The organism is Geodermatophilus sp. SYSU D00700, from assembly GCF_054050255.1.
Window position 1 is genome coordinate 60,896 of record NZ_JBJGZA010000019.1, and the last position, 21,427, is coordinate 82,322.

17 protein-coding genes are annotated in these 21,427 nt (G+C 69.1%); 9 read left to right on the forward strand and 8 right to left on the reverse strand.

The annotated features are described in order from the left end of the window. Positions 1-91 precede the first annotated feature (91 nt). Positions 92-298, reverse strand: a complete 207-nt coding sequence (locus tag ACI79V_RS15020; protein ID WP_456890460.1) for a hypothetical protein — start codon at positions 296-298, stop codon at positions 92-94. A gap of 421 nt (positions 299-719) precedes the next feature. Further along, the gene (locus ACI79V_RS15025) at positions 720-1,526 is read right to left on the reverse strand and encodes an arginase family protein (RefSeq protein WP_456890461.1); all 807 of its coding nucleotides are present in this window, start codon (positions 1,524-1,526) and stop codon (positions 720-722) included. A gap of 1,397 nt (positions 1,527-2,923) precedes the next feature. Here ACI79V_RS15025 and ACI79V_RS15030 point away from each other — a divergent pair. Beyond that, positions 2,924-3,364 (forward strand): Lsr2 family DNA-binding protein, encoded by a 441-nt coding sequence (locus ACI79V_RS15030; RefSeq protein WP_456890462.1) that lies wholly within the window; start codon positions 2,924-2,926, stop codon positions 3,362-3,364. On the opposite strand, the gene ACI79V_RS15035 is transcribed toward ACI79V_RS15030, so the two are convergent. Beyond that, positions 3,353-3,718 carry a LysR family transcriptional regulator gene (locus tag ACI79V_RS15035; RefSeq protein ID WP_456890463.1) on the reverse strand — a complete coding sequence of 122 codons (366 nt, stop codon included), beginning with the start codon at positions 3,716-3,718 and terminating at the stop codon, positions 3,353-3,355. The two genes, ACI79V_RS15030 and ACI79V_RS15035, sit on opposite strands and share 12 nt — an antisense overlap. 436 nt (positions 3,719-4,154) lie before the next feature. Between ACI79V_RS15035 and ACI79V_RS15040 the strand changes: the two genes are divergently transcribed. Both ACI79V_RS15040 and ACI79V_RS15045 read left to right on the forward strand, forming a co-directional pair. After that, on the forward strand, positions 4,155-5,036 hold the full coding sequence (locus ACI79V_RS15040; RefSeq protein WP_456890464.1) for a hypothetical protein: 882 nt from the start codon (positions 4,155-4,157) through the stop codon (positions 5,034-5,036). A 260-nt stretch (positions 5,037-5,296) separates the two neighbouring features. Next, positions 5,297-5,656 carry a CGNR zinc finger domain-containing protein gene (locus ACI79V_RS15045; protein WP_456890482.1) on the forward strand — a complete coding sequence of 120 codons (360 nt, stop codon included), beginning with the start codon at positions 5,297-5,299 and terminating at the stop codon, positions 5,654-5,656. Between the two features lie 89 nt (positions 5,657-5,745). Here ACI79V_RS15045 and ACI79V_RS15050 read toward each other — a convergent pair whose 3' ends face one another. After that, complete coding sequence (locus ACI79V_RS15050) at positions 5,746-6,369, reverse strand: dihydrofolate reductase family protein (RefSeq protein WP_456890465.1); 624 nt, start codon at positions 6,367-6,369, stop codon at positions 5,746-5,748. Positions 6,370-7,181: 812 nt separating this feature from the next. On the opposite strand from ACI79V_RS15050, the gene ACI79V_RS15055 reads away from it, so the two are divergent. Then, a complete protein-coding gene (locus ACI79V_RS15055; protein WP_456890466.1) occupies positions 7,182-9,170 on the forward strand; it encodes a sensor histidine kinase in 1,989 nt (662 codons plus the stop codon). After that, positions 9,167-9,802 carry a response regulator gene (locus ACI79V_RS15060; RefSeq protein ID WP_456890467.1) on the forward strand — a complete coding sequence of 212 codons (636 nt, stop codon included), beginning with the start codon at positions 9,167-9,169 and terminating at the stop codon, positions 9,800-9,802. The genes ACI79V_RS15055 and ACI79V_RS15060 overlap by 4 nt, the downstream gene beginning before the upstream one ends. A 176-nt stretch (positions 9,803-9,978) precedes the next feature. On the opposite strand, the gene ACI79V_RS15065 is transcribed toward ACI79V_RS15060, so the two are convergent. Further along, positions 9,979-10,452, reverse strand: a complete 474-nt coding sequence (locus ACI79V_RS15065; protein WP_456890468.1) for a VOC family protein — start codon at positions 10,450-10,452, stop codon at positions 9,979-9,981. 141 nt (positions 10,453-10,593) lie between these two features. On the opposite strand from ACI79V_RS15065, the gene ACI79V_RS15070 reads away from it, so the two are divergent. After that, a complete protein-coding gene (locus tag ACI79V_RS15070) occupies positions 10,594-11,100 on the forward strand; it encodes a DUF5946 family protein (RefSeq protein ID WP_456890469.1) in 507 nt (168 codons plus the stop codon). 581 nt (positions 11,101-11,681) lie between these two features. Here the strand turns inward: ACI79V_RS15070 and ACI79V_RS15075 are convergent. Further along, positions 11,682-12,053 carry a LysR family transcriptional regulator gene (locus ACI79V_RS15075; protein ID WP_456890470.1) on the reverse strand — a complete coding sequence of 124 codons (372 nt, stop codon included), beginning with the start codon at positions 12,051-12,053 and terminating at the stop codon, positions 11,682-11,684. Between the two features lie 619 nt (positions 12,054-12,672). Then, on the reverse strand, positions 12,673-13,668 hold the full coding sequence (locus ACI79V_RS15080; RefSeq protein ID WP_456890471.1) for an aldo/keto reductase: 996 nt from the start codon (positions 13,666-13,668) through the stop codon (positions 12,673-12,675). Positions 13,669-13,812: 144 nt separating this feature from the next. Between ACI79V_RS15080 and pdxR the strand changes: the two genes are divergently transcribed. Further along, on the forward strand, positions 13,813-15,216 hold the full coding sequence (gene pdxR / locus ACI79V_RS15085; protein WP_456890472.1) for a MocR-like pyridoxine biosynthesis transcription factor PdxR: 1,404 nt from the start codon (positions 13,813-13,815) through the stop codon (positions 15,214-15,216). A 996-nt stretch (positions 15,217-16,212) separates the two neighbouring features. Beyond that, positions 16,213-18,489: a nuclease-related domain-containing protein gene (locus ACI79V_RS15090; protein WP_456890473.1), complete on the forward strand. Its 2,277-nt coding sequence runs from the start codon at positions 16,213-16,215 to the stop codon at positions 18,487-18,489. 333 nt (positions 18,490-18,822) lie between these two features. Here the strand turns inward: ACI79V_RS15090 and ACI79V_RS15095 are convergent, their stop codons facing one another. Further along, on the reverse strand, positions 18,823-19,887 hold the full coding sequence (locus ACI79V_RS15095; protein WP_456890474.1) for an NAD(P)/FAD-dependent oxidoreductase: 1,065 nt from the start codon (positions 19,885-19,887) through the stop codon (positions 18,823-18,825). A gap of 597 nt (positions 19,888-20,484) precedes the next feature. Between ACI79V_RS15095 and ACI79V_RS15100 the strand changes: the two genes are divergently transcribed. Beyond that, positions 20,485-21,048 carry a GNAT family N-acetyltransferase gene (locus ACI79V_RS15100; RefSeq protein WP_456890475.1) on the forward strand — a complete coding sequence of 188 codons (564 nt, stop codon included), beginning with the start codon at positions 20,485-20,487 and terminating at the stop codon, positions 21,046-21,048. The last annotated feature ends 379 nt before the right edge of the window (positions 21,049-21,427 follow it).

Here is a 21,427-nt window from a genome sequence, read left to right on the forward strand (position 1 = left end):
GCACGCATCGTTCCCGTCCGCGACGAACAAGCCGTCGCAGACGATGCCGAGAAGCCACTACGGCCCTGGGATCTGCACACAGCCGTCTCGGTCAGTCGGCGAGGTGCAAGGCAAGAAGCAGGTCATCGACGACCAGCGTGGATGCGGCGCCGGCCTGGTGCACCGCATCGAGTACCAGGTCCAGCCAACTGCCAAGGGCACTCTCAAGGCCTTCGTGCATCACGATCGGTCCGTCGACGGGGCGGTAGTTCAAGACTCGAGAGGACTCGTCGAGGGGTACGAAGGAGCCGACCACCACCGGATCAGGACGTCGAAACACCTGCGGTGCGGGCTAAATGCTTAGGCGTAGCCGGCGGGATGCGTCGGCCGTAGAGCGGTACAGGTCGAGGTCGTGAACGCGGCAGTCGCGGGAGCACCTGCCTGGGCGATCGGTTGGGCGCTGGCCGCGGTCGGGTTCCGTGCCCGCTCCAGCGGGTCGTTCCGGAGCAGCCGACCGGACGGGCGAGCAGTGGGGCCGAGACGACGCTGCGACCGTGAACGGAGAAGTCCGCGATCGCGGCCATGTCGGTGCGGGCCATCGCCGGGGGAGTGGCTTCGACGAAGTGGTGCTGCGCAAGCCGCTCCGTCGGCCAGTTGGGACGAGGTACTCAGCCGCGGACAGGAGTCGGCGACCCGTGCGAGGGGCGCAGCAGGCGCCGGATCCGTGGTGAGGTGCCGACTTAAGTCTGCGCTGCGAACCCTGCAGCTTTGAGAACTCGATTCAGCGCCGTGGCGAGCATGGAGCCGTAGCGCAGTTCGGGATCGAGCGATGGATCGTAGATGGTGACTTCGAATCCGATTGCGCGGGGATCGGCGAGGAGGGGTATCAGAAGGGAGGACAACTCGTCGTAACTCAAGCCGCCGGGTTGTCGCGAGTCCACACAAGGCATCACGTCGTCTGCCAAGACATCCGCGTCGAGGTGTACGAGAAAGCCGTTGGTGTCTTCGGCGACCGTTGCGAGCAAGGTGTCGACCAAGGCTGACTCGTCGGCCCCGCGCATGTCGTGCAGGCTCATGGACCTGATCCCGGTCTTCGTCAGGGACGGCATGTCCAGTTCCTGAGCTTCCGCCTCGTCGCGGTACCCCACCACGAAGACGTCCTCGTCTCGGAACAACGGCGCCCTCCCGTGCCAGTTCGCCAGGACGCTTGGTCCGCGGCCGGTCGCGAGAGCCAGATCCATGCCGGCGATGCCGCCATGGTGGTCTGGCCGCGGGAGGTAGAAGTCGGCGTGGCCGTCAATGAAGACAAGGCCATAGCGGGCATGGCTGCGGAGCCCGAGGCCTGCGCCGAGCAGGATGCTGCAGTCACCACCGAGAAGCAGGATGAATCGGCTCTCGCGCCGAGCAGCGTGGACGGCCTGGGCCGTCCGTTCGGTGACGGCTTGGACCCCGCGGGGATTTGGCACGAAGAGCTCGGCATGGCGGCCCGCGTTCCACGGCGGCACCGGGATGGCGGGGAGCGTGGTGGCACGCAGCCCCGTGAGCAAGCCCTGGTCCATCAGCGCCGTGGGCGCCAGGTCGACTCTTGGCGCACGGCCGTGCGGACCCGCTCGAAGGCCCAAGGCGGAGGGAACCGGCACGACACTGATGTGCCGTTCGCTTCTCTCCGCTGAAGGCATCCGAGGCCGTATCACTGTGGGCCGATTGGTCACGTGCGACCCTGCTCCCTCGCGGTAGGTCGAGGAGGAACACCCTAAGCCAAGTCACAGAAATACACCACGACGTCTGCCGGGTACGGCGATGACCGATGCTTGTTCCAGGCGGCGCTGCGGGCGGCGAGGGGAGCTATCGGCCCAGTCGCGCTGCGGCGGCGTGGAAGCACTTCGCCGCAGCATGCAGCCGACGCGGTGGCTTCGGTCCCGCTACGACCGGGTGGGTCGTCCCCGTCGATCTGTCTCCAGGTCACAGTCCTGCGGGGAGGCGATGCCACATCGATCTAGTCGCTCCTTGAGCTTCAGGGCTCGGGTCGGTCAGATCGCTAGGGCGGCAGCACTCGACTCGGGCATCCGCTCAGGCGGCCACTGCGTTCACCGGCACTTCGATGAGACAGGGTGCACGCCCGGTTCTTCACTCGCAGGGGCCACACTGATCAGCCCGAGCCGCTCAGCCGGGGCAGTCACCGGCGTCTCGACCGACTCGGCGCACCGTCTCGACGCTGGCCACTGCCATCGACGGGGCGCATCGACGACGAGTGCTCGAGAGCTCGGCGTGCGGGGCACGGTGCGCTCGCATGACCCTGCGCCACCGACCGATTTTCCACCGCCGCCTCCGTCCTTGTGCCGCAGCTGCTGGATCGCTGGCGCATCGCCCTTAGATGTGCCAGCGACGGACTGCATTCCCGCGACGACCAGGCAACAGACCGATCCGAGCGATGGGAGCAGCGCCGTCCGACAGTCCGTCCAAGGGTCATCAGGAGCTCGCCGCCGCGCCGCCATATCCGGAAGGGCTGGTCTGACCGTCACGAATCGACCGCGGTCCGATCCAGTGAACTCACGTCTAGTCAGGTCGTTCCGATCGTGCCGTCCGGGAGGAAGCTAGGCCTTCGTCGCCGACGGCCTCGCGGCCAACATCCTGGTGTGCGCGCTCAATAGTCTTCCTGATGGGTTCCGCGGCACGGGCAACAGGAGTGCTCGACCGTGGCAGGCGGCAGGTCCTGCAGCGGTGGCGACGGTCCGGTAGGTCTGTCGCATTGTGTCGGGCGATCTGGATTCTCGCCGACTATTGACGACGATGACGGTTGTGGTGTGCGAGGGTCAGCCATCACCGCGACGCCATCGTCGGTCCGACTCCTCACCCGGCCGAGGGACTTGCGCTCGCGCCGGCGGTAGCCCTGCGATGGTTCCGCTGGCACTATGGCTTAGCGACCACATCGGATCGGAGCGCCATGCGACAGACTCTGCGACTTTGCGACCTGCCACATGACGGGATCGCCGAGGCGGTGGACGAGGTGCAGGTTCTGATCGACCAGAGCCGGCGCACCCTGGACGTGTGTTCGGACCATCTCGCGATCCTCAGCCAGCTTCCGCTGGCCGGGGAGGCACCGTCGAGTTCGGACCGACCGGTTGAGGTCAGTCGTCGAGCGGAGCCGGCTGATGCGGCGGAGCCAGCATCGGCTACGCCACGACGGCGCAATGCGCATCCACGGTCCAGCGAGCCGCGTCGCAGCGCCACTCAGGCAGGCAGGCTCCCAGGCAGTCGTCGTGCGTTGCAGGAGGAACGAGCGGCCGTCCGGGAATGGGCGCGCGCTCAGGGCCGGGCGGTCGGGGACAAGGGACGTCTCCCAGCCGGCCTGGTGGACGAGTACCGGCAAGCGTCAGCCGGCTGAGGTACTCACCGTCTCAGCGCCGCACCCGGTGGTGGACCCTCTGCCCGCCATTAGGTGCGTCACGGCGACGGCTTCATCGACGTCCGCGAGGACTTGGCGCGCACGTTCCAGGAGGGTTGTGCCTGCCAGGGTGAGCTCAACCTGGCGGGTCGTGCGTCGCAGCAGCTCGCAGCCCAGTAGCCGTTCGAGCGAGCGGATCTGTCGACTCAGCGCGGGCTGGGACAGATACAGCTGATGAGCTGCTCGACTGAAGCTCAGCTCGCCGGCCACCGCGACGAAGGCTCGGAGATGGCGGAACTCGATCGCCGTAGGGGCATGCGCAGTCCTCGCTACACCGCTCAGGCCATCGTTCATGACGCAGTCCTGCCATCTGGGTTGGTAGCTACCACGCAGAGCAGTCGACCGGCGGGGTCGAGTCGCTCTACCAGTCGAAGAGCGCCTGAATGAACCACGGAGCAGCCCCGGGGGCGTCATGCTCTACTGCGGCGGCGGGCACGTCAAGAGCCGCGCCCAGGCGGCTCTCCTTCCGGTCTGAGCCGGCGCCAGCCCAGCCAATAGGCGCGGCATCGTGTCGATGGTGACTGGTCGACCGAAGTCGTCGATGCGTGGTCGTTCGGCGTCAGGCGAAGGCGTTGCGATCGACCACCGTGGCGTGGTCGCATCGGACCATGCGCATTCTGCTTCTGGGCGGCACCGCCTGGCTCGGGGGTACGTCAGCTCCACCGCGAGGGGGCGAGGTCATGCGGTCACCTGCCTGGCCCGAGGTGAGTCTGGTCCGCTGCCGGCCGGTGTGGAGTTCATTCGTGCCGAGAGAACCGCCGCCGACGCCTACGCGGAGGTCCGTGGCCGCGACTGGGACGCCGTCATCGACGTCGCTCGCCAGCCCGGCCATGTCCGCGGTTCCGTTGCGGCGCTCGCAGACGCCAGCACGTACGTCTTCGTTTCGTCAGGCACCATCTACGCCGACCACAGCGTCGTCGGTCAGGATGAATCGGCAGCCATCCGCCGGCCGCTCACCGACGACGTGATGCCGAGTATGGACCTTTACGGCGAGGCGAAGGCTGCGTGTGAGCAAGCCGTCCAGGCAGCCTTTCCGGATCGACATCTTGTGGCGCGGGTCGGGCTCATCGGCGGGCCCGGCGACGTCTTCGGTCGCTCCGGTTATTGGCCGTGGCGGTTCGCTCACCCGGCCGCCCCGGAGCGAGCAGTCCTGGTCCCCGACGAGCCCGACCTGCCCGTGCAGGTCATCGACGTCCGTGATCTAGCCGTCTGGCTGGTCCTGGCGTGTGAGGACCGAATCGTCGGAACGTTCAACGCCACGGGCGAGGCCCTTCCGCTGCCCGAGCACCTCGCCGCGGCCCGTGAGGCCGCCCAGCACGACGGGCCGGTCGTGGCCGTCCCCGGCGGCTGGCTGCTGGCTCAGCAGGTGCAGCCGAGGGCTGGCCCCCGGTCGATGCCCCTGTGGCTGCCCGACCCCGCCTGGCGTGGCTTCAACGCCAGGAGCAGCGCGGCCGCGCGCCAGTACGGCCTGACCACGCGTCCACTCGTCGAGACCCTCCGCGACACGCTGGCTTGGGAGCAGTCCCGGAGCAGTACGCCGCGCCCGTCGGGATTGACCGACGACGAGGAGCGCGAACTCCTCGGCCGCTTTCGGTCGGGCGGCGCATCCTGAGACCGGTACGGCGCGTCGCCGCTGCGGGTTCGCGTCCGCAGTCCTCCGCCCCGGGGCGTCTTGCGCCGCGGGCTGCGGAAGCCGTTCGCAGTGGTCCGCTGCGTCGGCGTGTCGCACGCTGCCGGCGATTTCCGTTGTTCTGGTGCAGGACGGGGTAGCGGATGCACCCGCAGGGGATCACCGAGCTTCCAGTGGGCCTGATGCCGGCTGGTCCGCCGTGGCACAGCCTCAGGCCCGGCCTGGCACTAGCCGAAGCCCGAATGAGGTCACCAACGGGCCAGCCCGGCTGGCTGTCGGAGCCGCTGCTGGCCGGGTGGGCGCACTTGGCCGACGCGGTGGGCGATGCCGGTCGATGCACCACAGCGCTGCGTAACCTGCTCGAGCAGGCGGACCTGCGGGTCGCCTTGCATGGGGACGCCGCGCCCCGCCTCGTCGTCGTGGCCGGGATCGGTCCCGAGGACGCCCTCGCGCTGGTCTCGTTGACCCTGTTCGTCCATGCAACCGGATGGAACCGGATAGGCCGGTGCGCCCGGACGGGCTGCGGGCGTGTCTTCGTTGACATCACGAACGGGGCGTCGCGACGGGCCTGTGACCATCACCTGCGACGCCGCCAAGGGTGAGGTGCACAACGCGGGGTGGCCGACAGCCAGGGCGCCGCGGGACGAGCGCCGGTCGGCGCCCGCCCCGCGGCGCCCTGGGCGGGCCTCAGCTAGGCGGCCTGCTCCCGCTCGGGGTGCACCTCGGCGGTCGCGAAGGGCGTCGGGCGCAGCGCGCTGTAGGTCGCCCCGGCTGCGGTGGAGGAGGTCTCCACCACCGCGAAGCCACTGGGAACGGAGGTGTCGAACAGCCGACGGCCCTGCCCGACCACAACGGGAAAGGTCAGCAGGCGGTACTCGTCGATTAGTCCCGCCTCGTGCAGGGTCCGAGCCAGGCGCAGGCTCCCGTGGACCTGCAGCTCGCCGCCGGGCCGCTTCTTCAGTTCGGCGATCGCATCCAGCGGGTCGCTCATGATGAGGTGCGTCGGGGACCAGTCGGCCGCCGGCTGGGTGCTGGTGACGAGGTGCTTGGTCTTGGTGTTCAGCGCCGTGGCCACCACGTTGTCAGGCTCATCGACCGTGCTCCAGTAGCCGCGCATCATCTCGTAGGTGGTACGCCCGAGCAGGATCTCGTCAGCGCGGGTGAACCAGCCGCTGGCGATCTGCCCTGCGGAGTCGTCGAAGTAGGGGATGCTCCAGCCGCCCCGCGTGAAGCGTCCGCTGGCGTCCTCCTCGGCGCCGCCGGGGCCCTGCATGACTCCGTCGAGGGACAGGAAGGCGTGCATGGTGAGTTGCATTTCGTTCTCCTAGTTGCGGGTGGCGTCCGTGGGTTGGCCGTTCGTCCGATCAGGTGCGAGCGGAGTCCGGCGATTCCTGAACTCCCCGGTATCGAGCCGGGTATGTGGCGGATCGTCAACCGGAGCGGTGTGGTGGTCGGTTCCAAGTCGACGTGAATCAGTCTGAAAGGAGCACCGGGCGGCCGATAGGTGCAGATGTACTTCGTCGAAGCGGATCGCGGCGTCAGCGCCCGCGGCCCTGGGAGGGGCCGTCACACGCCGGCGGTCCGGGCAGCGCCGCGGTATGGCAAAGCCTGGTCGCCGAGATCCATGGCGAACACCGCTTGCGCTCGCCCGGCTCCCACCGGGCCGCCCAGCCTCGTGGAGGCCAGCGCCGATCGCACCGCCGAGCCCGGGAGCCGGCCGGGCTAGAGGGATTCAGTGCGGGAATGTCGGTGGCTTATCGGGCAGGCGGACGGTCGTCGCTGGTCGCGGCCGCGGCACCGGGCGCTGCCCTGGACCGTCGACTGCGAGGGTGAGCTCCCATGGCAGATCGCACGTGACCGGCCGTGGTCCGGCTGAAGGGCGCCCGGCAGCGACTGCATAGACGGCTGCGCCGTCGGCCAGGCGGGGTCGTGCAAGATCATCGGCTGCCTGATGCGGCCATTCTGGCCTGGCCGTCGGCCGGCACAGCCGCTCCCGCGGCGGAGACAGCGACGCGCTTCCCGCGGTAGCGCGACGGGTGACCGACGCACTGTGGGCAGATGTCCTCGACCGGCTCACAGCGGGCGTAATCGCTTCCGGACAGCGCCGCCCGGTGCCAACATGCTGCCGTGGGGCGCGCGACCCGGGCTGATCCGGCGACCGCCGCGCGGGCGAGTGCGGCGGTTCTCGGCCTTACCGTGCTCCTACCGGTGGTCGAGGTGTGGCGCATTGCGCTGGCAGCGCCGTCCGGCACGACCTGGAAGGCGATCACTCTGGGCGTCCTGATCCTGCCGCTGCACGTCCGGCACGTCCGCGCCGGCCTAGCCGGACGGCGGTCGGCGAGTCATCTGTGGACACTGGCGCTCCTCGCCGTACTGGTGCTGTCCGGACTCATGCTCGTCGGCTCGGCCTGGGTGCTGATGCTGGCGCAGTTGGCACTCTCCTGCCTGATCCTGCTGCCACGCGCCTGGGGGCTGGTCATGCTGGCAGCGACGGTCGTGGTGGCAGTACTTGCCGTGTCGGAGGGTGAGGCCTTCCGGGACCGCACGGCTTTCGTGGCGGCAGCGATCATCTTTCGCAGCGGCTCGGTGTTCAGCATCGTCTGGTACGTCTCGGTGTTGCGACGGCAGGCGGCAGCACGGGCAGCGGTCGTGCCCGTCGCCGTCGCGGAGGCCCGAGCGGTGACAGGCCGGGCGGTCCTCGACGTCGCCGCCCCCGCCTTGACCCGCATGCGGCAGTACGCCTCCGCCGCCGCCACTCAACTGGCTGCCGGCGACGAGGAAGCCGCGCGGTCAGATCTCGGCCGGCTGGTCGAGCTGAGCAGGACAACGTTGCGCCGCCTACGAGAGGCGATCAGGCAGCTGCACTCGACGGCCGCGACGAGCGAGTGGACGCGCGCAGCCGAACTGCTGCAGACGCCATCGACGGGGGCACAACCCCGCCCCGTCCCGCCTCCGTCGCCACCCGCGACCGGGCAGGTGAGCGCTCCACCCGTCCCGGTACCCGTGGGCCGAGGGTCGACGCTGGTGGTCATGGCGCTCGGGCAGCTGCCGGTTCACGTGTACGCCCTGTTGGCTTCGGCAGGAGCGCTCACCGGCACCGCGGTGGCATGGGGGTCCTTGGGTCTGGGCGTAGCCATCGTCGTGCTCCACGCGACCTTGAATGGATTGGTCCTCGCTCGTGACGGAGCCGTCATTAGCGCAGTCGCGGTAGGGGTTGCCGTCCTGGCCTGGATCGCGGTTCCGGTCATAGGCGTCGCCGGCGTCGCCGCCAGCTGGTACGGCATTGCCGCGCTGCTCGCCGTGCCCGGGTGGCGCGTCGTGGCAGGACTCAACGCGGCGGCGCTGCTCGTCGCGCATACCGTCGTCTCCTACCAGGCCTCGGGCGTGCCCACTCCCGCCGCCGAGTGGGTGTGGGCCGCGCTGTACCTCGGTGCGGTCACCGTGGCGGGCGTGCTGTGTCTGTGGCTTCCTCCGCACTTCATGTGGCTGCTCGACGACATCGAGCGCACCCGTCAGCTGTTGTCCGCGCAGGCCAGGACACAGGAGGAGTTGAGGTTGACCCGCGAGCTGCACGACCTCTATGGGCACGGGTTGTCGGCGCTGTCATTGACCGGCGACCTGGCGCTTCGGCTGCTTGCTCGCGATCCTGCGCTCGCCGCGGTCCAAGGCCCGCGGCTTGCCGCGATCGCCGACCGGTTGACCGAGGAATCCGATCTGGTCCTGCGCGGAGGGGTGTCCTTGTCCGTCGCGGCCGAACTCGAACGGGCCGCCCGGCTGCTGATGAGCGCCGGCATGGACGTGACGACGAACGTCGTGGGCCTCCCGGCGGGCAGTACCGCAGAAGCTGAGTCGCTGCTGTGTTGGGCGGTCCGTGAAGGGGTCACGAACATCCTGCGGCACAGCGCCGCACGCACAGTCGAGCTGAGGTTGCTCATCGAGGACGACGCGATCATCTTGCAGGTGGGCAACGACGGTGCGACCGGAGACACTCGACACGGTGGCGGCCTGTCCGGCCTAGCCGCCCGGGCGCACGCGCTGGGCGGGACGTGCACCATCGTCCGCGCGTCGGACGTCTTCACGTTGATCGTGCGTGTGCCTAGCGGGGCCGTCGCATGATCCGGGTGCTGGTTGCCGAGGACATGCCGCTCATCGCCAGCGCGTTGACTGCACTGCTCGAGCTGGAGCCGGACATCTGCGTCGTCGGACAGATCGGCCGCGGTGATCAGCTTGCCCAGGCCGTCGCTGAGGAGCGGCCGGATGTTGTGGTGGTCGACATCGATCTGCCCGGGCAGGACGGCCTGACGGCCTCGGCGGGGCTTATGGCCGCGGTCGACCCGCCGCGCGTGCTCGTCTTGACGGGGCTTGGCCAGCCAGCGCACTTCGTCCGCGCTCTGGAGATCGGTGTCGATGGCTTCCTGCCGAAGGACTCGCCTGCCGAGGATCTGGCGGCGGCGGTGCGCGCCGTGCACGCAGGCGAGCGGGTCTTCGACCCGGACCTCGTTCGGGCGGCGCTGAACACCGGCGCGAGCCCGCTCACCGAGCGCGAGGCTGAAGTGCTCGCTGCTGCCGCGACCGGCCTGTCCACGCAAGACATCGCGCGTGAGGTGTTCCTGGCTCCGATCACGGTGCGCAACTACCTGAGCCGAGCGATCGCGAAGCTGGGAGCGCGTAATCGCATGGATGCCGTCCGGATCGCCGAGCAGGCCGGATGGATCACGTCGCAGCGGCCCGGGGCGAGGCGGTCCTAGGCGGTCAGAGGCGATCCGAGCAGGTCGCTGACACGCTGGTCCGCCGTCGGACTCGCTCAGCCTGCGATCGGCTGCCGGTTGCTGTCATGGCCGCTAGCTGCGCCGGTGGCCCTCCCTGCTTGGCCCTCTCGGTCCGTGCGTTCGATGGCTCGCCCTAGCCGGTCGCGCCTGTCCGGCTACGGCTGGTCGCTACGCCACCGGCGCATGGACGCTGCGAAGGTGCGGTCCTTGTCGCCGGGCGGCCGAGCGGCGGTGAACGCGACCACCCGACCGTCCGGATCCGTGGCCAGAACGTCCCGCGTGTTCCATGCGGTGTCGAACGGATCCGTGACACGGCCGCCGCCGTGGCGCCGCGCGCGCTCGACCAGACCGTCGAGTTCGGTGTGCACGGCGGCGAAGGCAACGGCGGTCGTCTGGTGCTCGGACGCGGTGGGCTCGGGCGAGGGGCGTTCCGCGCCTGGTCCGGGCCGGACCAGGAGATCCTGGAACTGCCAGCGGCGGAGGTGCACGAGTGCCGCGGAGCCGTCCGGTCCCGGGATGGTGAACAGCTCGATGAAACCCAGCCCCTCCACATACCAGGACACGAGCCGGTCGACGTCGGGGGTGACGAGCGTCGCGAACATGGGCATGCCGTAGATCGCGGTGCTCACCTCCGGAGGCGTGACGTCCGGGGAGGGCAGAGGAACGGGGCTGGGCAGTGGGGGCATGCTGTCAATATGCCGGGAGGCTGCGATACCGCCAAGTCAATAGGCCGGTCGATTGGTCGGGACCGGCGGGGGAGAGGTGAGAGCTTGGTCGGCTACATAACCTGCGCAGGATGCGGCGCCCGTGTTCGCGCCGACGTCCAGTCGCAGCACCTTGCGTCCTCGCGCCCGGCTTGCTCCGCCGCCTACGACGCCGTGCTGGCGCGCTCGTACCAGGACATTGCGCGCCGCCCCGTGCACCAACTGCTCGTGGATGCGTGGACGGTGCAGCATCCGCAGGCGAGCAGCCGAGTGCACGACCAGTCGATCGCATTGCACCTGATGACCCTGTGCCTGTTCATCGATCGTGACGTCGACCCGCTCCTGGGACCGCGCCTGCACAAGGAGATGATGGCCGGCCGGCCGAGCTTTGAGCACCTGCCACCGCCGGCCGACCGCGGGCAGATCACCGTCCTGGCCGTACTGGAGGCCGAAGGTCCGGACGATCACGACCGCGCCGCGTGGAACTGGGCACGCTCGGCGTGGTCGGCCTGGGGGGAACACCATGCCACGGTCGAGCAGTGGGTCGGCCGCTGGCAGGCCGCGCGCCACTGAACATCCCGCCTCGGCAGCCTGGTCGTAAGGCGTGCCCTCGCCACGGGATCCACGGCCTGGTGCCGTACGGCCGCTGGGAAGGGGCGGCGTTCCGCACTGGACGTGCTTGGGACGTGCGGTGGTCGCGCACCACAGGATCCGGGGAGACGGCGGGCCGTCCGCTTTCCCGCGCTCATTGCCGAGGCCCAGTTCAACGACGCCGGGTACGTGGCAGCACTGCGTCGTATGCCCTCAGCCACCAGGGTGGTCACATCAGCAAGGACAACAGTTGGACGAGGCGCTCCGGCGTAGAGTGGTTCGGGTTGGGGATGTCCCAGTCCGGCGTGCTGTCCCGCCGGCGGTCGGTGACCCGCAGCGCGATCGGGTCCGCGGGCTGTCGTGGCGACCGCCCCCGTTCCTCAGGTGGCCGTTGCGGACCAGAGTCCCCGGCGGCTCAGGTCACGGTGAGCTCATCGGCCGCCAGCACTGCTCGCGCTCGTCGTTCCGCAGGGACGTGCGTTGTGACGCCTGCGGCCCGCCGAGCGTGATAGGCGGGGGTCTCGTCCTGGTCCGTCAGCTGTTGGGCGCCGCCGTCCCCGCCGTCACGACCCCCGCGTCTCGCCGCGGGCGCCGTCCGGAACAGGCCCGAGCGGCCGGGAACTCGACTTCGGCGAACCCGGTACGGATTTCAGTGCAGGCCGGTCGGCATGTGCAGCACCATCGTCGGCAGCCAGCGAGTCGGCGAAATCCAGCAACGTCGCCATCGCATCGAGGACCGTTCTGGCCTGCTGACGCAGTCGGTGCGCCGCATCGCTGGGCCGATCGTCCGCAGTTACGAGCTCGATGTTCAGCACGGCCTCAAGCCTGTGCAGTTCCCTGCGCACCGCCGCACTGCTCCGCCCGGATGCCTCAGCGGCGCGATCCACGGTGCCGGCGGTCAGCAGCGCGTCGAGCAGCGCCAGGGCGGTCAGCATGCGCGTTCTCCCGCAGCGACGTGGGCCTGCTGCCGGGACGAGGCGGCCTGCGTGCTACCAGAGTGCCGCCCAGCGAGGGCGCCGTGCAGCGCGAGGTCGAGTATCTGGTGGACATCAACCGCGCCGCGGGTTGCTTGGGCAACGTCTGTCACCAACACCGGCAGGTCCGACGCGCTCACGTCATCGCACGTCACGTTGGCCTGGCCGAATCGTCGGAGCTGTGTCCGGGGAATGCCGTGCCGTCGCTTCCGGCAGAGAGCGAGCAGCCGGCGGACGTTGGGTCGACCCGGGGTGGCGGCCCGGGGCGGTCGCCCGTCCGTCCGAGACCTGCTGTGAGAAGCGCTTGAGCCAATGCTGCAGAGCCGCGCTTGGGGTCTCCCCGTGTGTGAGATGCGAACCGGCATCATCCGGCTGAGCGGAATGGTGCCCGGGGACGGCGAGCGAGATACAGATGAGACGACCTGCCAGGAGGAAACGGACAGTGTCCCCATCAGAGCTACGTTGGGTGGGTGGAGGACGACTCCTCGGTGACGTCGAAGCGCCTCGGGCGTGCGAGCGCCCGGCGTCGTGGGGCTGATGGACAGCAGCACGGGAGCTCTTCGAGCGGACGGGCCGAAGGTCACGCTGGGCGACGGACGAACTGAGGTAGCCGCTGCAGTCCGTAGGGATACGGCAGGTCCTGTTCGCTGGCGGCGGTCAGCCGGGTGAGGTGATCGGTGCCCAAGGCCCAGCCAGTTGCGCCGAGGTTGTCGTCAAGCTGCTCCTGTGTGCGGGCACCGATGATGGGCCCCGTCACTGAGGGCTGTTGCAGGATCCACCGCAGGGCGACCTGGGCCGGGGTGCGGCCTAGGTCGGCGGCGACGTCGCTGAGGGCATCGACGACTTGCCAGGTGCGGTCGGTGCCGCGGTGGTCCCACTGCTCGGCGTCCACACGGACGCCGGGTGGGGGGCCGTCCTGATCGCGGCGGTACTTGCCCGACAGCCACCCGCCAGCTAGTGGGCTCCAGGCGATCAGGCCGAGGCCTTCGTGGCGGCAGATGGGCAGCAGTTCGAGTTCGGTGTCGCGGTCGAGCAGGTTGTAGAGCGGCTGCAGGCTCACGAAGGGCTCCCAGCCGTGCTGGCGGGCGAGGTCGATCGACTTCTGGAGCTGCCAGCCGGTGTAGTTGCTGGCGCCGATGAACCGCACCTTGCCGGCCGTGACCAGCGAGTCAAGCGTCGACAGAGTCTCTTCGAACGGGGTGGCGTCGTCGAACAGATGCGCCTGGTAGAGGTCGATGAAGTCGGTCTGCAACCGGCGCAGGCTCGCCTCGACTTCGGCGAGCACGTGCTTGCGACCGGTGCCACGGGTCGGCTCTCCGGGCCGGGCCTCGCCGTACACCTTGGTCGCGATCACCAGGTCATCGCGCGACCGAGTCTTGAGCCAGCGTCCGAGGATCTCCTCCGATCGTCCTTCGCTGTAGGCGTTGGCCGTGTCGATGAAGGTGCCGCCGGCGTCCGCGAAGGCGTCCAGGATGCGATGGGCCGCGGCTTCGTCGGTGGCAGCACCGAAGGTCATCGTGCCCAGGCACAACTCGCTGACCTGCAGTCCGGTCCGGCCGAGAAAGCGTGTCTGCATGGTCGTTGACGCTAGAGCGGAGGGCGGTCAGCACGCCCTGCCCAATCCCGATTAGAAATACCAGACCAATCGGGCACTGGTCGGCCCGTGACGTGCTTGCTGTGCGGTCCTGGGCCAGACGGTCTGGCGGCCTAGGGTCCGATCGTGGACAAGGTCCTGCCCATCTCCTCGTTCGCCCTCATCGAGCCGTCCGGATCGGGGCCGGCGCACCGACGGCTGGCGGCGGGCATCCGCATCGCAATCCAGCAAGGCCGGTTGAGGCCGGGGGATGCGCTGCCGGCGTCGCGGAACCTCGCCGCCGACCTCGGAGTCTCGCGCTGGGTCGTCACGGAGGCGTACCAGCAACTGGTCGCGGAGGGCTATCTGGCCGCACGCGTCGGCTCGGCCACGCGGGTCGCCGCCACGGCCGTCGGCGCAACTGTCGCTGAGCCGCTCGCCGGTGGCACCGGCGAGGCTCTGCCGCTGGGCACGGTCGATCTCCGGCCGGGGCTGCCCGACCCGGCCGCCTTCCCCCGTGCGGCCTGGTCCCGCGCCTACGCCTCGGTGCTGCGGACCCTGGGGCCAGAGCAGTTGGGGTACCCAGACCCGCAAGGCGTCCTCGACCTGCGGGCGACCGTCGCCCAGTACCTGCACCGTGTCCGAGGTGTTCCGGCGGACCCGAGGACTTTGGTCATCACCGCGGGAACCGCGGACGCGATGCGGCGCCTCAGCCGCTTGCTGGCGGCAGCGGGGAGCCGTCGCGTGGCGGTTGAGGATCCGGGGTGGCCAGCGCTGGGCGCCGCGGCCGTTGCCGAGGGCCTCAGCATCGTGCCGGTGCCGGTGGACCGCGAGGGTCTCATCGTTGATCAGTTACCTGGGGACCTGGATGCGGTTCTCGTGACCCCAGCCCACCAGTTCCCGACCGGTGTGACCCTGTCCGCATCCCGTCGCGCCCAACTACTGGCGTGGGCTGCGAAGACGCAAGCGATCATCATCGAAGACGACTATGACGCCGAGTTCCGGTACGACCGGCGGCCGATCGGTGCGCTGGCAGGACTCGATCCAAGCAGGGTCATCTACCTCGGGTCCGTCAGCAAGACACTGTCCCCAGCCCTTCGGCTGGGCTGGCTGGCCGCTCCGTTCTCCGTCGTACAGCCGGTCACTGACGCCTTCGCCGGCTCGACCCGCTCCGCGCTCGAACAACATGCCTTGGCCACCTTCATCGCAGGCGGTGAGTACGACCGGCATCTGCGTCGGATGCGCCGGCACTATCAGGTACGACGAGATGGACTGCTCACCGGCCTCCGTGCAGCTTCGGCCACACTCGACATACCAGGTGTGGCAGCCGGCCTCCATCTGCTGGTCCGGCTGCCCGACCAGGTCACCGAAACCCGTGTGCACCAGCGGCTCGCGGAGAACGACGTCTGGGCCACGCCACTCAGCCGCTATCAGCACAGCCGGCACGACGCCGGCATCGTCTTCGGTTTTGCGCGTCTTCGACCGCGGCACGCTGCACTTGTCAGCGGTCGAGTCGCGGCTGCCCTACAGGCCGGTCTGACTCCCGGGTAGCCATAGGCGCGCAGCCGCCATCCGGTTGCACAGTCGTGCGCGGATCATGCCGGTGCCCGTGCATCGCCCTCGCGCTCGACAGCAGTCGGACGGTGCAAGCGACAGTCGCCGCTCGGTGGGCGGACTGGGCCTGACGTCGAACGCCGCGCGCAGCAACGATGGGCTGATCACCGACATTGCCAACAAGCGCGACGAGCCCCCGCCCGGCCTGGGGTTCCTCTCGCGCACTCGGATACCACGACGTCGGCCCAGGCTTGACCTCTCCTGGCCATCCGGCCCGCCGCCAAGCCCGCCGCACACCTCTCGGCCAAGCGGTCGACGTACACCGCTATTGACTGCTCGCGCGCATGCGGTAAGTCGGTGAGATCAGCGAATCGGCAAGTACGGCCCAACTCCTACTCCGATTCCGGCTGTCACTCGCCGCCGCTCCGTGAACTGTGCGGCAATCCCTTCGCAACCAGTCCGGCCGCGTTCGACATCAAAGTCATCAGGGCATTACTGTCCCGAGCCAACGGAGCTGCCGCAGGACCGCCGCAACGAGGTCCACAGCCGCTGGCTGCAGCCGATCCTCGCGCCGAACCATCTGAGTCCTCCTGAGGCCCAGCCAGGACAGAGACGCGGGATGCTGCCGGGACCACACCCCCTTCGTCTTGGGCGCGCTGCGTGAGGACGGCGTCCCTGCCAGGAGGCGGATTGGCTTCGCCGGCTTTTCCGCCCGGTTCCAGCATTGGGTGTGGTCGTCACGTGTTGGGACAGGTATGGCTGGGTCCGGACCGACCCGGAGCTGCACGCAGCGACGCTCACGGAAGCGACCCAACGGACAGCCTGATCGCCCGTGGCCGCGAGCAACTCAGGCGCCCGCCCCTGTCTCAAGCACCGAGCGGGAAACCGTCGGGCCGGTGGCCCGGAAGGCCAACACGGTCTAGCCGTCGGGGAGGTGAGACACGCGCGTGGTTCCACCGCGCCTTGCCGTGGGACCCAGCCATACTGCCGGCCATGGGAAAGCGGGGCCGCCACCGCACGGGCACGCACATTCGGGACAAAGCCGCTTCATCGGATCCGCGGAGCTATCTTGTCCACCCGCCGATGGACGGCCTTGGGCTGCAGGCGATGCGCGGGCGCTCCGCCCTTGAGTTCCTGAACGATGTGGATGTCGACGGCTACGCGCGAGAGACGGAGGCGTCAGTTGCTCAAGCGCAACAGCAACTGCCTCGGCTGGTCGATGAACTCGATACTGTCCTTGCACGAGGTGATTGCGTCGATCTCTACCGAAAAATAAGCGCGATGGACCGGTGGCGTCGGGTCACCTTGCCGAGCGGCCTCTACTACGGCAGCGACGCAAGTCTGGAGTACCTCGCAGCCCGTATCGTGGCCAGGCCTGCCGAGGACACGCTCTCCCGGTTCGGTCAACTGGTCACGTATCGAGACGTGATGCTGGCGGACCAGTTGCTGCGAGAGATCGCAAACGCTCGGCACCTGGTCCTCTTCGCGGATGAGGCCGCGCCCGGCTCGCCGGGAACGCCGGAGAGCCTTACCCGACTGCTTCTGCGGAGCGAGTTCGTCTCCGACCGCATGGGTGGCTATCGGCAACATCTACGAGCCGCATACCGGGCCATCCTGGAGCCGTTGCAGCGGGACACCATCAAGACCTTCGGTTTCGATCCACTGCTCGTCTTCGACGTGGTGGATGCGTATCAGCGCGTCGTCAATGAGCGGGAACGGATCGCCTTCGATCGGGTGTTGGCACCCCGCGCCAGACGGGGCAGGCTGACACGCGACCGCCTGGCCACCTTCGAGCATCTGCTCCCGCAGTTCATCGAGGAGATGTCTCCGGCCGTGGAAGACATCTCAGCCATCGTGTCGACCCGTCTGCCCGTTGACCACGCCGATATCGCTGCCGTTGTTGCCACCCTCACGACGCCGCTTGGCACCCGCGGTTCCTCGGATGAAGCATCGACCGACTCAGTGTTGTGGCGGCCGATCATCGGCCTGGACGACGGACGACAGGTCTGGTCCAGGCCCGATGACTTCCTCGACGCCACTCTGTCGTGGTACGACGCCGCGCTCGGCAGCGATGCGTCTTTCCGCGCCCGGTTCGACAGGTCACGACAGAGCCGAACGGAGATGCTGACCGCCGACGCGCTAGCCGCCGTACTGCCCGCCAGCCGCGTGCACCTGAACTCGACCTTCGAGGACGACGCCACCGGAGGTGAGGTCGATGTACTCGTCACCCTGCCTGGTGCCGTCATCCTCGTCGAGGCAAAGGGAGTCCGCCTGACCGGTCCTGCTCGGGCAGGACGACCCGATCGAGTCCGCCGGAAGATCGAGGAACTCGTCGTCAAACCGCTGGGGCAGCTCGACCGAGCGGCGCTGGCCATAGCCAGTCATCCAGGGCGCTGGCGCAGTCAGCGCAAGCGCAAACCCATACCGATCACCGGAACCGAGCAGGTCATCAAGCTGCTCGTCAGCCTCGATCGCGTCGACCCCTTCTCCTCCAGCCTTGCCGGCCTTGCGCACGGCGCCAGCAGCACCCACCACCCGGGGGCCACGGTGGCCGATCCCGCCAGCGGCACGACCGGCGCAGCGGACCGACGCGTCCCAGCAGACGCGTGGGCCGTTCCGCTACTCGACCTCATGGCTGTCACCGAACTCCTGGCCAGCCCCGCCGAGTTCCTCGCCTACGCCTCGGCCCGCCAACGAACAACAGCCGCCGGACGTCCGATCGTCTTCATGGAGACCGACGCTCTCGCCGCCTGGCTGAGCGACCGAGCCGGCGCTCATCCCGAACCGACCCCTGACCTCGTTCTCGAGTCCGACAGCGAGGCCATTAACTGGTACTTCAACGCTGCGGGGCTGGGCATCGATGCTCACCGTCCGGCTTCGCAGCTTCCTCCGTTGATCGCTGACAGCCTCGTTCACCTTCTTCAGCGCAGCGACCCACAGTGGGCCGAGGCCGCGCTTGAGCTCTTGGCGATCCACCCGAGAGCCTGGCAGCCAGTCCTTCGAGCGCTGGACGAGGCGACTCATGACGTCGTCCAGCCGCGTCCGGCTCATAGCCGACGGGCACGACGACTCGCGCACGGCTGGCGTATCGACACCACCTTCGTGCAGGTGATGAGAGCGTCCGGGCAGCCGACGACGCCGTGGACTCCGCTGGAAGGTGAGGGTTCTCCACCTCGTGTGGTGATCCACCTGGATATCGATCACAGCATCGCCGAAGCGGCATGGGTTTCCGGTCGGCGACCGGGGATGCACCCAGTCAGCGGGTCGTGATGTGCCCGCCACGCCGGAGGCCGTGCGGCGGGTTCACTGGTGCAGAGCTGCGCCACCGTGCCCGCGCGACCGCGCGAGGAGCTCCGAGCAAGCGCAGCCTCGTGCAGATACGCGGTGCTGCCACGTCCGCCTTCCGCCGAGGTCGCGTCTCCCGGTGCGCCTGATGCGACAGGGCAAGCCAGACGCATTCGGCGTCTACGGGGTCGACGTGTCGCGGGCGCGGGTTGCCGATGGCGCACTGAGCAGCAGCGCCGGAGGGCACCATGGCCAGAGCCGTGAGGCGACAGAAGCGGGGACCGCCGCGGCGCGTCGCGATCTAGGTGGGGCTGCAGGTCAGCGCCCGGCGACTGAGGCGAACCGAGCAGGCCGCAGCTCCATGAACTCAACCGCCTCGACGCCGTCAATGATCTCCGAGGCGATGAGCCGCCCAGCGGCCGCGGCCAAGGTGATGCCGGAGTGCATCACGGCGACGTAGCTCCCGTCGATGCCCGGAAGAGGGCCGATGATGGGCAGCCCGTCCGCCGGCATTGGTCGCGCCCCTAGCCGGACGCTCAGGAGCTGCGCCCCTTGGGCGCCGAAGGCCGAGGTGAGGCGGCGAAGCATCTCCTCGCCGGCTCGCTGCAGGTCGTCCTGGCCGACCTCGCCGGCATAGTCGGCGGCGACCAGCAGCAGACCGTCGGCGCCTTCGCGGACCTCCAGATCCGGAGTAGCGACGAGCGTGCGCACTAGACCCGGCGGAGCGGTGAAGCGCATCAACAAGGCCGGGGAGGGCATGACGGGCAGGTCGAACCCGAGTGGTGCACACAGTGCTGGCGCGTCCACCCCGGCTGTGACGACGACCATGTCGGCGGGCACGAACCCCGAGGACGTCTGCACTCCTCGGACCCGACCGTCGTGCCGGACGAGGGCGCTGACGGAGCGATTGGCCGCTAGCTGGGCGCCATGGCGCTGAGCCGCACGTACCAGCGCCTGCGTGACCGCGACTGGGTCGATGGCTGCATCGTTCGCCAGGTGCAGTGCCCGGGTTGGCCGCTCCTGCAAGTGCGGCTCCAATCGCCCGACTTGCTCAGCATCCAGGAGTCGCTCGCCGGGGCCGAGCTGGATGTCATCCGCCGGGTCCTCATCATCCCAGGTCACACAGCCTCGCCAACGCAGCCGGACACCTGGTACCTCGTCCTCGAGTCGTCGGTACTCAGCCAGGACCCGACGACGCAAGGGCGTACTGGGATCCGGCGTGTCTCCGCCACGTGGGCCGCCGATCCACGCGAAGGAGTCCCCGGTCACTCCCATGCCGGGCAGCGACTTGTCGAGCAGGAGCACCTCACCTCCCGCCCGTGCCGACTCATACGCCACCGCGGCGCCGACAATCCCGGCTCCCACAACCACGATCTTCGTCATGCACCTGGCCTGTTCTGTCCTGGGGGTAGGAAGGGCGACGTCACATCCGCTGACCGGGGCTCGGGCGGGAGTGCATGGCATCCGCCAGACGCGGGCGCGTGACTTGCTCGGGATGGCGGCCACTGCGCACGGTGACCTCGTGTACGGGACCGCGGCCGCCGTCCGGGACGGCGTGCGCCGGCCGAACGGGGACAATCTCGGTACGTGCACGAGTCGCGGACACTGCGGAGCGATTCGGTTGACACGTCGCGGACGTGCACTCACGGCAGCCCGGAGACCGGGGGGATCTGAGCGCGTGCGTGAAGCCTGATCCCCGGCAAGGCGGCCCGGCCTAATGTACCGGCATGCTGTCGTGCCGGTACACGTCGACGAAGCATAGTGAAACGATAGCGCGGCCACGTGCGGCCAGGTGGCGGTTTTCGCGGTACCTGACGCTCTCGGTAGGGCGACATCAACGTCCTGCACCCATCCCCGCCAACGCGCGTGCTCGTTGGAGAGCCCCCAGCTCACCGCCCGGCCTGACAGTCGACGCCACGCGTCGCCGGAAAGTCGAACAACGAGCGACAGCCTGGAGCGCGGTTGCAAGAATGCGCCAGCATGACACCTCAGCCATTCGACTCCGTGCGACTGCGCCCGGAGGGGCCCGGGGACGAGGCCGCGGTAGGGCAGCTGCACCGGACCGCCTTCGGTGATCGAGGCGCCGTCGTGGCGAACTTCCTCCAGGATCTGCGTCCTTCTGCCGCGGTCTCGCTCGTCGCCGAGGACCACGAAACCCAAATCGGCCACGTCCTCTGCAGCCCGTCCCTGCTCGACGCGCCTCGTCGGCTCGTCGAGGTGCAGACGCTGAGCCCGCTAGCCGTACTGCCCGAGCGGCAGGGGCAGGGCATCGGCGCCGCCCTTGTCCGTGAAGCCGTCAGGCTGCTCGACGGCCGAGGTGTTCCGATCGTCTTCCTCGAGGGCAGCCCGGCCTACTACGGACCACTGGGGTTCACCGCGGCAGCAGAGCTCGGCTTTCGACGGCCGTCACTGCGCATTCCGGAGGCGGCGTTCCAGGCCGTTCGGCTTGCCGCTCACGAGCCATGGATGACCGGCACCCTGGTGTACCCGGACATCTTCTGGCGGCATGATGTCGTCGGCCTGCGCGACCCCGTCGCCGAGTAGACGGCCGGTCAGGCGGCTACCTGCCCCGGTCATCGGCATCCCTCGCGGCCGGCGTCTCAAGACCGCGCCCACCGGGTGTTCAGTCGACCGTCAGGTGCGGGCCGCCGTTCCTGCCTGCGTGCGCGGTTGGCCCTCGCAGGCGACGTCTTCGCCCAGCCCCCGTGGGCACGCACACCTGGATTCGCTGGGTGGAGGCGCGGCAGGGTTCACCGCGAGTTGGCCACGGCCGCAGCGTCGGCTTGCGCTTCGCCGGTTCGGATGACTGGGGCGACCGGTAAGTGAGTCATCGGGGGGGGGGGGGGGGGTTTGTTGGGCGGAAACCGGCGATCGACGGGCCCCAGGCAGGCAGCGGTGCCCGCGCCATCATAAATCCGGCACG

Coding starts and splice junctions, on each gene's coding strand:
- ACI79V_RS15100 (WP_456890475.1), top strand. CDS start 20,485: ATGACACCTCAGCCATTCGACTCCGTGCGACTGCGCCCGGAGGGGCCC.
- ACI79V_RS15050 (WP_456890465.1), bottom strand. CDS start 6,369: ATGCAACTCACCATGCACGCCTTCCTGTCCCTCGACGGAGTCATGCAG.
- ACI79V_RS15045 (WP_456890482.1), top strand. CDS start 5,297: ATGAGGTCACCAACGGGCCAGCCCGGCTGGCTGTCGGAGCCGCTGCTG.
- ACI79V_RS15090 (WP_456890473.1), top strand. CDS start 16,213: ATGGGAAAGCGGGGCCGCCACCGCACGGGCACGCACATTCGGGACAAA.
- ACI79V_RS15030 (WP_456890462.1), top strand. CDS start 2,924: ATGCGACAGACTCTGCGACTTTGCGACCTGCCACATGACGGGATCGCC.
- ACI79V_RS15080 (WP_456890471.1), bottom strand. CDS start 13,668: ATGCAGACACGCTTTCTCGGCCGGACCGGACTGCAGGTCAGCGAGTTG.
- ACI79V_RS15075 (WP_456890470.1), bottom strand. CDS start 12,053: ATGCTGACCGCCCTGGCGCTGCTCGACGCGCTGCTGACCGCCGGCACC.
- ACI79V_RS15095 (WP_456890474.1), bottom strand. CDS start 19,887: ATGACGAAGATCGTGGTTGTGGGAGCCGGGATTGTCGGCGCCGCGGTG.
- ACI79V_RS15060 (WP_456890467.1), top strand. CDS start 9,167: ATGATCCGGGTGCTGGTTGCCGAGGACATGCCGCTCATCGCCAGCGCG.
- ACI79V_RS15035 (WP_456890463.1), bottom strand. CDS start 3,718: ATGAACGATGGCCTGAGCGGTGTAGCGAGGACTGCGCATGCCCCTACG.